The sequence below is a fragment of the Pseudomonas sp. NCHU5216 genome, assembly GCF_052156495.1.
Lineage (GTDB): Bacteria > Pseudomonadota > Gammaproteobacteria > Pseudomonadales > Pseudomonadaceae > Aquipseudomonas.
The window spans coordinates 145,898-158,073 of sequence record NZ_JBQLIX010000006.1; the positions used below are offsets into that span (position 1 = coordinate 145,898).

Below are 12,176 nucleotides of genomic sequence, written 5' to 3' on the forward strand. Positions count from 1 at the left end.
GATGGCCAAGGTATTCGCGATCGCCAACCAGAAAGGTGGCGTGGGCAAAACCACGACGTGCATCAACCTGGCTGCTTCACTGGTGGCGACCAAGCGCCGTGTGCTGCTGATCGACCTCGACCCGCAGGGCAACGCCACCATGGGCAGTGGTGTGGACAAGCACGGCCTGGAGCACTCGATCTACGACGTGCTGATCGGTGAGTGCGACCTGGGCCAGGCCATGCAGTTCTCCGAGCACGGTGGCTACCAGCTGTTGCCGGCCAACCGCGACCTCACCGCCGCCGAAGTCGCCCTGCTGGAAATGAAGATGAAGGAGAGCCGCCTGCGTTATGCCCTGGCGCCGATCCGCGAGAACTACGATTACATCCTCATCGACTGCCCACCGTCGCTGAGCATGCTGACCATCAACGCCCTGGTCGCCGCCGATGGCGTGATCATCCCCATGCAGTGCGAGTACTACGCGCTCGAGGGCTTGTCCGACCTGGTCAACAGCATTCAGCGTATCGCCCAGTTGCTCAATCCCAAGCTGCAGATCGAAGGTCTGCTGCGTACCATGTACGACCCGCGCATCAGCCTGACCAACGACGTCACGGCTCAGCTCAAGGAGCACTTCGGCGACAAGCTGTACGACGCCGTGATCCCGCGCAACGTGCGCCTCGCCGAAGCCCCGAGCTTCGGCATGCCGGCGCTGGTCTATGACAAACAATCCCGTGGAGCCATCGCCTACCTGGCCTTGGCCGGCGAGCTGGTGCGCCGTCAGCGTGCCGCCGCGAAAACCGCTACCGCTTAAGGAACATCCGCATGGCTGCGAAGAAACGAGGTCTGGGTCGAGGTCTGGACGCCCTGCTCGGTGGCAACACCGTCAGTGCGCTGCAGGAAGAGGCCGCCCAGGTCGACACCCGTGAGCTGCAATACGTGCCCCTGGAGCTGATCCAGCGCGGCAAGTACCAGCCGCGTCGCGACATGGATCAGACTGCCCTGGAAGAACTCGCTGCTTCCATCCGCGCCCAGGGCGTGATGCAGCCCATCGTGCTGCGCCCCATCGGTGAAGGGCGCTTCGAGATCGTCGCCGGTGAACGGCGCTGGCGCGCCAGCCAACTGGCCGGCCAGGACAAGATCCCGGCCATGGTGCGCGAGCTGCCCGACGAAGCCGCCATCGCCATGGCGCTGATCGAGAACATCCAGCGCGAAGACCTCAACCCCATCGAGGAAGCCATCGCCCTGCAGCGCCTGCAGCAGGAGTTCGAGCTGACTCAGCAGCAGGTCGCCGATGCCGTGGGCAAGTCCCGCGTCACCATCACCAACCTGCTGCGCCTGATCGCCCTGCCGGAAGAGATCAAGACCCTGCTCGCCCATGGCGATCTGGAGATGGGTCATGCTCGTGCCCTGCTCGGTTTACCCCCCGAACAGCAGGTCGAGGCTGCGCGACATGTTGTCGCACGCGGCCTCACCGTGCGCCAGACCGAAGCCCTGGTGCGCCAGTGGCTGAGTGCCAAACCGGCACCGACCAAGGCCAAGCCCGACCCGGACATCAGCCGCCTCGAAGAGCGCCTGGCAGAGCGTCTGGGCTCGCCAGTGCAGATAAAACACGGGGCCAAGGGCAAGGGCCAGTTGGTCATCCGCTACAACTCCCTCGACGAATTGCAGGGCGTTCTCGCTCATATCCGCTGAAACAATTCGCCACATCTGGTCTTGTAGCGCACGGTCGGAAAACACTACCCGACGGTTGAATGGGGGGGATAGGCCCCCTATACTCTGCGCGCAATTTTGTTGGCACTTTTTATGCCAATTCATTGAGTTAAAGCGGTCGATAGACGAGGACACCCGTTGATGGAACGCCGCATGCCAAAGCGCCTGCCCTTCCATCGTCTGCCGGTCTTTCCGGTGTTGGTGGCCCAACTCATCGTCCTGCTGCTGGCCGCTGCGGCGTGCTGGCAATGGCGTGGTAGCGTCGCCGGATATTCGGCGTTGCTGGGCGGACTGATCGCCTGGTTGCCGAATCTGTATTTCGCCCACAAGGCGTTCCGATTCAGTGGAGCGCGGGCAGCGCGGGAAATCGTCCGATCTTTTTATGCGGGCGAGGCAGGAAAACTGATTCTGACGTTCGTGCTCTTCGCACTGGCGTTTGCGGGTGTGAAACCGCTGGAGGCACCGATGTTGTTCGGTGTCTACCTGCTGACCCTGATGGTCAGCTGGTTCGCACCGCTGCTGATAACGAAATTTTCAAGACCTTAAAGCGTTCGGGGCAAATAATGGCAGCAGATACCGCTTCGGGTTACATCCAGCACCACCTGACGAACCTGACCTATGGTCAGCATCCGGTGAATGGCTGGAGTTTCGCCCACACCGCACAGGAAGCCAAAGAAATGGGCTTCTGGGCCTTCCACGTAGACACCCTGGCGGTGTCGGTGGTTCTCGGCCTGATCTTCATCCTTCTGTTCCGTCTGGCGGCGCGCAAAGCGACTTCCGACCAGCCGGGCGGTCTGCAGAACTTCGTCGAAGTGCTGGTCGAGTTCGTCGATGGCAGCGTCAAAGACACCTTCCACGGGCGTAACCCGCTGATCGCTCCGCTGGCCCTGACCATCTTCGTCTGGGTCTTCTTGATGAACTTCATGGACCTGCTGCCGGTTGACTGGCTGCCGATGCTGGCTGCCACTATCATGGGCGATCCGCACCTGTATTTCCGCGTGGTACCGACCACCGACCCGAACGCCACCCTGGGCCTGGCCCTGTCGGTGTTCGGCCTGATCCTGTTCTACAGCATCAAGGTCAAGGGTGTTGGCGGCTTCCTCGGCGAACTGACGCTACATCCGTTCAGCAGCAAGAACATTGCCGTGAAGATCCTGCTGGTTCCGGTGAACTTCCTGCTCGAGTTCGTCACTTTGATCGCCAAGCCGGTTTCCCTGGCACTGCGACTGTTCGGCAACCTGTATGCCGGCGAACTGATCTTCATCCTGATCGCCATCATGTACAGCGGCGGCATGCTGCTGGGTGGTCTGGGCGGTGTGCTGCAGCTGGCCTGGGCCATCTTCCACATCCTGATCATTGTGCTGCAGGCGTTCATCTTCATGATGCTGACCATCGTCTACCTGTCGATGGCGCATGAAGACAACCATTAAGAGCGCGTAGCGTATCTGATGACCCTCTCCCACTCGTGGGAGAGGGTGGGAGAGGGGGCCGGTTGATGCCATGGTTCTCTCCCCCAACCCCTCTCCCCCAACCGGGCGAGGGGAGCAAGATCCAGTAACAACGATTTCGCTTTACCGCTTCAACAAAAACCTAACCAATACGACTGTAAGTCGGGAGGAAAAATGGAAACTGTAGTTGGTTTGACCGCTATCGCCGTTGCACTGCTGATCGGCCTGGGTGCCCTGGGTACCGCCATCGGTTTCGGTCTGCTGGGTGGCAAGTTCCTGGAAGGCGCTGCGCGTCAACCGGAAATGGTTCCCATGCTGCAGGTCAAGATGTTCATCGTCGCCGGTCTGCTGGACGCCGTGACCATGATCGGTGTTGGTATCGCACTGTTCTTCACCTTCGCGAACCCCTTCGTTGGTCAAATCGCAGGCTGATTCACTCGTTTTCGAGTGAATTGGTGTGACGGACAACGAACGAGCGAGGTGTTGGCGTGAACATTAATGCAACCCTGATAGGCCAGTCCGTTGCCTTCTTCATCTTCGTGCTGTTCTGCATGAAGTACGTGTGGCCTCCGGTCATTACGGCTTTGCAGGAACGTCAGAAGAAGATCGCAGACGGCTTGGACGCTGCCAACCGCGCGGCTCGTGATCTGGAGCTGGCCCACGAGAAAGTGGCCCAGCAACTGCGCGAAGCCAAAGGGCAGGCTGCCGAAATCATCGAGCAAGCCAATAAGCGTGCTGCTCAGATCGTCGACGAAGCCCGTGATCAGGCCCGTGTCGAAGCTGACCGCGTGAAGGCTCAGGCTCAGGCCGAGATCGAACAGGAAATCAACGGCATCAAAGACGCCCTGCGTGCCCAAGTGGGTAGCCTGGCAGTCAGCGGTGCGGAGAAGATCCTGGGCGCATCCATCGACCAAAACGCGCATGCGGAGCTGGTTAACAAACTGGCAGCCGAAATTTAAGCGAGGGCGCGATCATGGCAGAACTGACCACGCTGGCCCGACCTTACGCTAAGGCTGCCTTCGAGCACGCCCAGGCCCACCAGCAACTGGCCAATTGGTCAGCCATGCTCGGCCTGGCTGCGGCGGTGTCGCTCGACGACACCATGCAGCGCGTGCTCAAGGCCCCGCGTCTGACGAGTACAGAAAAGGCCACCACCTTCAACGAGGTGTGTGGTGACAAGTTCGACGCCCAGGCACAGAACTTCATCCGCGTTATCGCCGAGAACGATCGTCTGGCTTTGCTGCCGGACATCTTCGCCCTGTTCGAGCTGTACAAGGCCGAGCAGGAGAAGTCGATCGACGTGGATGTCACCAGTGCCTTCGCATTGAGCGATGAACAGCAAGACAAACTCGCCAAGGTTCTCAGTGCACGGCTCGGCCGAGAAGTGCGTCTGCACGCCGCGGAAGATGCCACCCTGATCGGTGGTGTACTGATCCGCGCCGGCGACCTGGTAATCGATGGCTCTGTTCGCGGCAAGCTCGCGAAACTGGCCGAAGCATTGAAATCTTGAGTTTGAAGGGGCAGCAGAGCTATGCAGCAACTCAATCCTTCCGAAATTAGTGAAATCATCAAGGGGCGCATCGAGAAACTCGACGTCGCCTCCCAAGCCCGCAACGAAGGCACCATCGTCTCCGTTTCCGACGGCATCGTGCGCATCTACGGTCTGGCCGACGTCATGTACGGCGAAATGATCGAGTTCCCGGACGGCGTCTACGGTATGGCGCTGAACCTGGAGCAAGACTCCGTCGGTGCGGTCGTGCTGGGTGCTTACACCAGCCTGGCCGAAGGCATGAGCGCCAAGTGCACCGGCCGCATCCTGGAAGTTCCGGTTGGTCCGGAACTGCTGGGCCGCGTGGTCGATGCCCTGGGTAACCCGATCGACGGCAAAGGCCCGATCAACGCGCAGGCTACTGACGCCGTTGAGAAGGTTGCACCGGGCGTGATCTGGCGTAAGTCGGTCGACCAGCCGGTACAGACCGGTTACAAGTCGGTCGATGCCATGATCCCGGTAGGCCGTGGCCAGCGCGAGCTGATCATCGGTGACCGTCAGATCGGTAAGACCGCTCTGGCCGTCGACGCCATCATCAACCAGAAAGACAGCGGTATTCGCTGCGTCTACGTGGCTATCGGTCAGAAGCAATCGACCATCGCCAACGTCGTGCGCAAGCTGGAAGAGACCGGCGCGCTGGCCAACACCATCGTGGTCGCCGCTTCCGCTTCCGAATCCGCCGCACTGCAGTTCCTGGCTCCGTACGCCGGTTGCACCATGGGCGAATACTTCCGCGACCGCGGTGAAGACGCCCTGATCGTGTACGACGACCTGTCCAAGCAGGCCGTGGCTTACCGCCAGATCTCCCTGCTGCTGCGCCGTCCGCCAGGCCGTGAAGCCTACCCGGGCGACGTGTTCTATCTCCACAGCCGCCTGCTGGAGCGCGCTTCCCGCGTTTCCGAGGAATACGTCGAGAAGTTCACCAATGGCGCCGTGACTGGCAAGACCGGTTCGCTGACCGCTCTGCCGATCATCGAAACCCAGGCCGGTGACGTTTCCGCGTTCGTTCCGACCAACGTGATCTCCATCACCGACGGTCAGATCTTCCTGGAATCGGCCATGTTCAACTCGGGTATCCGTCCGGCCGTCAACGCCGGTATCTCGGTATCCCGCGTAGGTGGTGCGGCCCAGACCAAGATCATCAAGAAGCTCTCCGGTGGTATCCGTACCGCTCTGGCTCAGTACCGTGAACTGGCGGCTTTCGCCCAGTTCGCTTCTGACCTGGACGAAGCCACCCGCAAGCAGCTCGAGCACGGTCAACGTGTTACCGAACTGATGAAGCAGAAGCAGTACGCGCCCATGTCGATCGCCGACATGTCCGTGTCCCTGTACGCTGCCGAGCGCGGCTTCCTGACCGACGTGGAAGTGAACAAAGTTGGCGCCTTCGAAGCAGCCCTGCTGGGCTACTTCAACCGTGAGCTGGCCGATCTGATGGCCAAGATCAACGTGAAAGGTGACTTCAACGACGAAATCGACGCTGCCATCAAGGCCGGCATCGAGAAGTTCAAAGCCACCCAAACCTGGTAAGCCGCAGCGGGCGTCGCGAGACGCCCGCCTGCTAACCCGATAGGTGTGAAATGGCAGGCGCAAAAGAGATTCGCAGCAAGATTGCGAGCATCAAAAGCACGCAGAAGATCACCAGCGCCATGGAAAAAGTGGCGGTCAGCAAGATGCGCAAGGCTCAACAGCGCATGGCAGCTAGCCGTCCCTACGCGGAGCGTATCCGCCAGGTGATTGGTCATCTGGCCAACGCCAACCCGGAGTACCGCCATCCCTTCATGATCGAGCGCGAAGTCAAGCGTGCCGGTTATGTGGTGGTGAGCAGTGACCGTGGTCTGTGCGGTGGCTTGAACACCAACCTGTTCAAGGCCCTGGTCAAGGACATGGCGAAAGATCGCGAGCAAGGCGTGGAGATCGATCTCTGCGTGATTGGCTCCAAGGGTGCGGCATTCTTCCGCAACTTTGGTGGCAATGTCGTCGCTGCGATCAGCCACCTCGGTGAAGAGCCGTCGATCAACGACCTGATCGGTAGTGTCAAGGTCATGCTCGACGCTTACCTCGAGGGGCGTATCGACCGTCTGTCCGTGGTCTCGAACAAGTTCATCAATACCATGACGCAGAAGCCTACAGTGGAGCAGTTGGTTCCCCTGGTGGCCGATCCGGATCAAGACCTCAAGCATCACTGGGACTACCTGTACGAGCCCGATGCCAAGGAACTGCTCGATGGCCTGATGGTTCGCTACGTCGAATCCCAGGTGTACCAGGCAGTGGTCGAGAACAACGCGGCCGAGCAGGCTGCGCGGATGATCGCGATGAAGAACGCCACCGACAACGCTGGCCAGCTCATCAAAGACCTGCAGCTGATTTACAACAAGGCGCGTCAGGCAGCGATCACCCAAGAGATTTCGGAAATCGTCGGCGGCGCTGCCGCGGTTTAAGAACGGTTCAAATATTCTGAGGAACCAAAGATGAGTAGCGGACGTATCGTTCAAATCATCGGCGCCGTTATCGACGTGGAATTCCCGCGTGATCAGGTGCCAGCCGTATACGAGGCGCTGAAAGTAGTCGGCGCCGAAACCACCCTGGAAGTTCAGCAGCAGCTGGGCGACGGCGTGGTACGTACCATTGCGATGGGTTCGACCGAAGGCCTCAAGCGCGGTCTGAACATCACTCGTACCCACAAGGCCATCTCGGTACCGGTCGGTAAAGCGACCCTGGGCCGTATCATGGACGTGCTGGGCAACCCGATCGACGAAGCCGGCCCCATCGGTGAAGAAGAGCAGTGGGAAATCCACCGCGCTGCACCGAGCTATGCCGAGCAAGCCGGCGGTAACGACCTGCTGGAAACCGGTATCAAGGTAATCGACCTGGTCTGCCCGTTCGCCAAGGGCGGTAAGGTCGGTCTGTTCGGTGGCGCCGGTGTCGGCAAGACCGTGAACATGATGGAACTGATCCGTAACATCGCCATCGAGCACAGCGGTTATTCCGTGTTCGCCGGTGTGGGTGAGCGTACTCGTGAGGGTAACGACTTCTACCACGAGATGAAGGACTCCAACGTTCTGGACAAGGTAGCCCTGGTCTACGGTCAGATGAACGAGCCACCAGGCAACCGTCTGCGCGTCGCCCTGACCGGCCTGACCATGGCCGAGAAGTTCCGTGACGAAGGTCGTGACGTACTGTTGTTCGTCGACAACATCTACCGTTACACCCTGGCCGGTACCGAAGTATCCGCACTGCTCGGCCGTATGCCGTCGGCAGTAGGTTACCAGCCGACCCTGGCCGAAGAGATGGGCGTTCTGCAGGAGCGCATCACCTCCACCAAGAAAGGCTCGATCACCTCGATCCAGGCCGTATACGTGCCTGCGGACGACCTGACCGACCCGAGCCCGGCGACCACCTTCGCCCACTTGGACGCCACCGTCGTACTGAGCCGTGACATCGCTTCCCTGGGTATCTACCCGGCCGTTGACCCGCTGGACTCCACCAGCCGTCAGCTGGATCCGAACGTCATCGGCACCGAACACTACGAGACTGCTCGTGGCGTTCAGTACGTGCTGCAGCGTTACAAGGAACTGAAGGACATCATCGCCATTCTGGGTATGGACGAGCTGTCCGAAGCGGACAAGCAGCTGGTATCGCGCGCTCGTAAGATCCAGCGCTTCCTGTCCCAGCCGTTCTTTGTGGCCGAAGTCTTCACCGGCTCGCCAGGCAAGTACGTTTCCCTCAAGGACACCATCGCTGGCTTCAGCGGCATCCTCAAGGGCGACTACGACCACCTGCCGGAGCAGGCTTTCTACATGGTCGGCAGCATCGACGAAGCCATCGAGAAAGCGAAGAAACTGTAATCACCCATGCGCCTGGCAACGGGCGCATCAGGTTTGTGGATAACTGCGGTTGTCCACAGCCTGTAACCTGAGGCAAGCGTATGGCTATGACAGTCCATTGCGATATCGTCAGCGCGGAAGCGGAGATCTTCTCCGGCCTGGTGGAGATGGTGATTGCGCACGGCAACCTGGGTGATCTGGGTATCGCTCCGGGCCACGCGCCGCTGATCACCGACCTGAAACCGGGTCCGATCCGCCTGATCAAGCAGGGTGGCGAAGCCGAGGTGTTCTACATCTCCGGTGGTTTCCTCGAAGTGCAGCCGAACATGGTCAAGGTTCTCGCCGACACCGTGCAACGCGCCGCCGACATCGACGAAGCCGCTGCTCAGGAGGCCCTCAAGGCCGCCGAGAAAGCGCTGAGCGAGCAGGGTTCTGAGTTCAACTACAGTTCCGCCGCCGCTCACCTGGCCGAAGTCGCAGCCCAGCTGCGTACCGTCCAGCAACTGCGCAAGAAGTTCGGCGGCTAAGGCTGCCCGCTTCAACCGTGGTTCGAGAAAGGGTAGCCTTGGCTACCCTTTTTCTTTTTCTGCCGTTTTGATTCTGCTGGCACCCCGTGTGCCGGTGGTTGCCAAGGAATCCTCGTTCATGTCGCTCGATATCGTCATCCTCGCTGCCGGCCAAGGCACCCGCATGCGTTCCGCCCTGCCCAAGGTGCTACACCCGGTGGCCGACAAACCCATGCTCGGTCATGTCATCGACACCGCGCGCAGCCTGCAGCCCAGCAGCATCCAGGTGGTGATCGGGCATGGCGCCGACAAGGTGCGCGAGCGGCTGGCAGCCGATGATCTGAATTTCGTCATCCAGGCCGAACAGCTTGGTACTGGCCATGCTGTGGCCCAGGCACTGCCGAATCTGAGTGCCGAGCGCGTGCTGATCCTTTACGGCGACGTGCCGCTGATCGAAACCGCGACCCTTGAACGGCTGCTGGCACTGGTCAGTGACGATCAGCTTGGCCTGCTCACCGTCGAGCTGGCCGACCCAACTGGCTACGGTCGCATCGTGCGTGATGGCAGCGGTGTGGTGCAGGCCATCGTCGAGCACAAGGATGCCAGCGAAGCGCAGCGGCAGATTCGCGAGGGCAACACCGGCATCCTCGCCGTACCGGGCAAGCGTCTGGCTGACTGGCTGGGGCGCCTGTCCAACAGCAACGCCCAGGGCGAGTACTATCTGACCGACGTGATCGCCATGGCCGTGGCCGATGGCCTGATCGTGGCCACCGAGCGGGCTGCCGACGAGATGGAAGTGCTGGGCGCCAATGACCGCATCCAGCTCGCCCAACTCGAATGCCATTACCAGCAACGTATGGCCCGTCGCCTGATGGCCCAAGGCGTCACCCTGCGCGACCCGCAGCGCTTCGATGTACGTGGCGAGGTAACGGTTGGCCGCGACGTGACCATCGATATCAACGTGATCCTCGAAGGCAAGGTGGTGATCGAGGACGACGTGCAGATCGGCCCGAACTGCGTGATCAAGGACTCGGTGCTGCGCAAGGGCGCCATCGTCAAGGCCAACAGCCACCTGGAAGGCGCCGAGATGGGCGAGGGCGCCGACTGTGGCCCGTTCGCGCGTTTGCGCCCTGGCACCAAACTAGGCGCCAAGGCCCATGTGGGTAACTTCGTCGAGTTGAAGAACGCGGTGATGGGCGAGGGCGCCAAGGCTGGCCACCTGAGCTACCTGGGCGATGCCGAGATCGGTGCACGCACCAACATTGGCGCCGGCACCATCACCTGCAACTACGACGGCGCCAACAAATTCCGCACCGTGATGGGCGAGGACGTTTTCATCGGCTCCAACAGCGCGCTGGTGGCGCCGGTCAACCTCGGCGACCGCGTCACCACGGGCGCCGGCTCGGTGATCACTAGTGACGTGCCGGCGGACACCCTGGCCGTCGGTCGTGCCAAGCAACGCAATATCGAAGGCTGGAAGCGCCCGACCAAAGCAGCTACAAGCCGCAAGCCATAAGCTGCAAGAAGAAAGACACGGGTACGGTGGCTGTGATTGTAGTTAGGATGTATGGCCAAGCTCTGAGTGGCTTGTAGCTGGAGGCTCAACTCATGTTCGGTGTGACGGATTACGCCGCCTTCGTGGTGGCCTTCATCATCCTGCTGGCCATTCCCGGCCCGGGTAACCTGGCGCTGATCCTGTCCACCGGCAAGGGCGGCATTCGCGGAGGGCTGGCTTCGACCTTCGGCATCATCTTCGGTGACCAGGTGCTGCTGTGGTTGGCAGTGGCTGGAGTTGCCGCGCTGCTCAAGGCCTATCCTGCGGCCTTCCATCTGGTGCAATGGCTGGGCGCGGCCTATCTGGTCTACCTGGGCCTGCGCATGATCCTGGCCAAACCCGGTGCTGCGCCGACGCTGGAGATCAAGCCACGCCGTTACCTGTGGCAAACCCTGGTGATCACCGTTTTCAACCCCAAGGCCATCATCTTCTACATGGCCTTCTTCCCGCTGTTTATCGACCCCGAGCGTCATCAGGGGTTGATCACGTTCGGTTTCATGGCCGTGACCATCATGGCGCTGACCTTTCTCTATGGCCTGTTGATCGTGCTGCTGACGCACTTCCTCGCCGAGCGCATGCGCGCCAATCCGCGTATTGCCAGAGGTCTGGAGAAACTGGCAGGGCTTTGTCTGGTCGGTTTCGGGGTCAAACTGACATTGAACTGAAAAGTGCAGCTACAAGCTTCAAGCCACAAGCGGCAAGTAAGAGCTTGCCAAGCGATTGAGTTTCGCCCACGTTTTTGCAGCTTGCAGCTTGCAGCTTGCAGCTTGCAGCTTGCAGCCGCTTTATGTTTTGATTCGCGCCATTATCTTTCGGATCGAAACTTATAAGATGTCGAAGCGCAACACGCCGCAACGTCGCCACACCATCCTCGCCATGCTCGCCGAGCAGGGCGAAGTGAGCGTGGACGCCCTGGCGCAGCACTTCGCCACCAGCGAAGTGACCATCCGCAAGGACCTCGCCGCCTTGGAGAAGAACGGCTTGTTGCTGCGCCGCTATGGCGGCGCCGTGCCGGTGCCGCAGGAGCTGATCGGCGAGCCAACGCAGCCTGTTTCCCCGCATAAGCAGGCCATTGCCCGCGCTGGCGTGGCACGCATCCGCGAGCACGCGCGCATCATCATCGACAGCGGCACCACCACGGCGGCGATGATTCCGCAGCTCGGCTACAAGCCCGGTCTGGTGGTGATGACCAACTCGCTCAACGTGGCCAACGCGCTGCGTGAGCTGGAGCACGAGCCGGTGCTGCTGATGACCGGCGGCACCTGGGATCCGCACTCGGAATCCTTCCAGGGCCAGGTGGCCGAGCAGGTGCTGCGCTCCTACGACTTCGACCAACTGTTCATCGGCGCCGATGGCATCGACCTGGCGCGTGGCACCACCACCTTCAACGAGCTGCTGGGTTTATCGCGGGTGATGGCCGAGGTAGCCCGCGAAGTCATCGTCATGGTCGAGAGCGACAAGATCGGCCGCCGTATTCCCAATCTGGAACTGCCCTGGAGCAGCGTCCATACCCTGATCACCGACGAGCGCCTGGACGCCCAGGCTGCCGAACAGATACGCGCGCGCGGCATCCAGTTGATCCTCGCGCCGCTGGAAAACTAAAAG

General features: G+C 60.8%; 14 protein-coding genes. All 14 read left to right on the forward strand.

All coding sequences use genetic code 11. The features are described 5' to 3' along the window. The first annotated feature begins 1 nt into the window (after position 1). Positions 2 to 790, forward strand: a complete 789-nt coding sequence (locus ACSVIK_RS07230; protein WP_442443674.1) for a ParA family protein — start codon at positions 2 to 4, stop codon at positions 788 to 790. 11 nt (positions 791 to 801) lie between these two features. Further along, positions 802 to 1,671, forward strand: coding sequence for a ParB/RepB/Spo0J family partition protein (locus ACSVIK_RS07235; protein ID WP_442443675.1), 870 nt, complete (start codon positions 802 to 804; stop codon positions 1,669 to 1,671). 159 nt (positions 1,672 to 1,830) lie between these two features. Beyond that, complete coding sequence (locus ACSVIK_RS07240) at positions 1,831 to 2,235, forward strand: F0F1 ATP synthase subunit I (protein WP_442443676.1); 405 nt, start codon at positions 1,831 to 1,833, stop codon at positions 2,233 to 2,235. 17 nt (positions 2,236 to 2,252) lie between these two features. Next, on the forward strand, positions 2,253 to 3,119 hold the full coding sequence (gene atpB, locus ACSVIK_RS07245) for a F0F1 ATP synthase subunit A (RefSeq protein WP_442443677.1): 867 nt from the start codon (positions 2,253 to 2,255) through the stop codon (positions 3,117 to 3,119). 192 nt (positions 3,120 to 3,311) lie between these two features. Beyond that, positions 3,312 to 3,569 (forward strand): F0F1 ATP synthase subunit C, encoded by a 258-nt coding sequence (gene atpE / locus ACSVIK_RS07250; RefSeq protein ID WP_003097235.1) that lies wholly within the window; start codon positions 3,312 to 3,314, stop codon positions 3,567 to 3,569. 56 nt (positions 3,570 to 3,625) lie between these two features. Then, the gene (locus tag ACSVIK_RS07255; protein ID WP_442443678.1) at positions 3,626 to 4,096 is read left to right on the forward strand and encodes a F0F1 ATP synthase subunit B; all 471 of its coding nucleotides are present in this window, start codon (positions 3,626 to 3,628) and stop codon (positions 4,094 to 4,096) included. A 14-nt stretch (positions 4,097 to 4,110) separates the two neighbouring features. Further along, a complete protein-coding gene (locus ACSVIK_RS07260; RefSeq protein WP_013717980.1) occupies positions 4,111 to 4,647 on the forward strand; it encodes a F0F1 ATP synthase subunit delta in 537 nt (178 codons plus the stop codon). A gap of 21 nt (positions 4,648 to 4,668) precedes the next feature. After that, positions 4,669 to 6,213, forward strand: a complete 1,545-nt coding sequence (gene atpA / locus ACSVIK_RS07265; protein ID WP_442443679.1) for a F0F1 ATP synthase subunit alpha — start codon at positions 4,669 to 4,671, stop codon at positions 6,211 to 6,213. 50 nt (positions 6,214 to 6,263) lie between these two features. Next, positions 6,264 to 7,124 (forward strand): F0F1 ATP synthase subunit gamma, encoded by an 861-nt coding sequence (gene atpG, locus ACSVIK_RS07270; protein WP_268180116.1) that lies wholly within the window; start codon positions 6,264 to 6,266, stop codon positions 7,122 to 7,124. 30 nt (positions 7,125 to 7,154) lie between these two features. Next, entirely contained in the window at positions 7,155 to 8,531 is a 1,377-nt protein-coding gene (atpD, locus tag ACSVIK_RS07275) for a F0F1 ATP synthase subunit beta (protein ID WP_442443680.1), read from the forward strand. A gap of 80 nt (positions 8,532 to 8,611) precedes the next feature. Next, entirely contained in the window at positions 8,612 to 9,037 is a 426-nt protein-coding gene (locus ACSVIK_RS07280) for a F0F1 ATP synthase subunit epsilon (protein WP_037000971.1), read from the forward strand. 118 nt (positions 9,038 to 9,155) lie between these two features. Continuing rightward, the gene (gene glmU / locus ACSVIK_RS07285) at positions 9,156 to 10,532 is read left to right on the forward strand and encodes a bifunctional UDP-N-acetylglucosamine diphosphorylase/glucosamine-1-phosphate N-acetyltransferase GlmU (protein ID WP_442443681.1); all 1,377 of its coding nucleotides are present in this window, start codon (positions 9,156 to 9,158) and stop codon (positions 10,530 to 10,532) included. A gap of 92 nt (positions 10,533 to 10,624) precedes the next feature. Continuing rightward, entirely contained in the window at positions 10,625 to 11,236 is a 612-nt protein-coding gene (locus ACSVIK_RS07290) for a LysE family transporter (protein WP_442443682.1), read from the forward strand. 166 nt (positions 11,237 to 11,402) lie between these two features. Next, a complete protein-coding gene (locus ACSVIK_RS07295; RefSeq protein WP_442443683.1) occupies positions 11,403 to 12,173 on the forward strand; it encodes a DeoR/GlpR family DNA-binding transcription regulator in 771 nt (256 codons plus the stop codon). The last annotated feature ends 3 nt before the right edge of the window (positions 12,174 to 12,176 follow it).

Coding starts and splice junctions, on each gene's coding strand:
- ACSVIK_RS07230 (WP_442443674.1), top strand. CDS start 2: ATGGCCAAGGTATTCGCGATCGCCAACCAGAAAGGTGGCGTGGGCAAA.
- ACSVIK_RS07235 (WP_442443675.1), top strand. CDS start 802: ATGGCTGCGAAGAAACGAGGTCTGGGTCGAGGTCTGGACGCCCTGCTC.
- ACSVIK_RS07240 (WP_442443676.1), top strand. CDS start 1,831: ATGGAACGCCGCATGCCAAAGCGCCTGCCCTTCCATCGTCTGCCGGTC.
- atpB (WP_442443677.1), top strand. CDS start 2,253: ATGGCAGCAGATACCGCTTCGGGTTACATCCAGCACCACCTGACGAAC.
- atpE (WP_003097235.1), top strand. CDS start 3,312: ATGGAAACTGTAGTTGGTTTGACCGCTATCGCCGTTGCACTGCTGATC.
- ACSVIK_RS07260 (WP_013717980.1), top strand. CDS start 4,111: ATGGCAGAACTGACCACGCTGGCCCGACCTTACGCTAAGGCTGCCTTC.
- atpA (WP_442443679.1), top strand. CDS start 4,669: ATGCAGCAACTCAATCCTTCCGAAATTAGTGAAATCATCAAGGGGCGC.
- atpG (WP_268180116.1), top strand. CDS start 6,264: ATGGCAGGCGCAAAAGAGATTCGCAGCAAGATTGCGAGCATCAAAAGC.
- atpD (WP_442443680.1), top strand. CDS start 7,155: ATGAGTAGCGGACGTATCGTTCAAATCATCGGCGCCGTTATCGACGTG.
- ACSVIK_RS07280 (WP_037000971.1), top strand. CDS start 8,612: ATGGCTATGACAGTCCATTGCGATATCGTCAGCGCGGAAGCGGAGATC.
- glmU (WP_442443681.1), top strand. CDS start 9,156: ATGTCGCTCGATATCGTCATCCTCGCTGCCGGCCAAGGCACCCGCATG.
- ACSVIK_RS07290 (WP_442443682.1), top strand. CDS start 10,625: ATGTTCGGTGTGACGGATTACGCCGCCTTCGTGGTGGCCTTCATCATC.
- ACSVIK_RS07295 (WP_442443683.1), top strand. CDS start 11,403: ATGTCGAAGCGCAACACGCCGCAACGTCGCCACACCATCCTCGCCATG.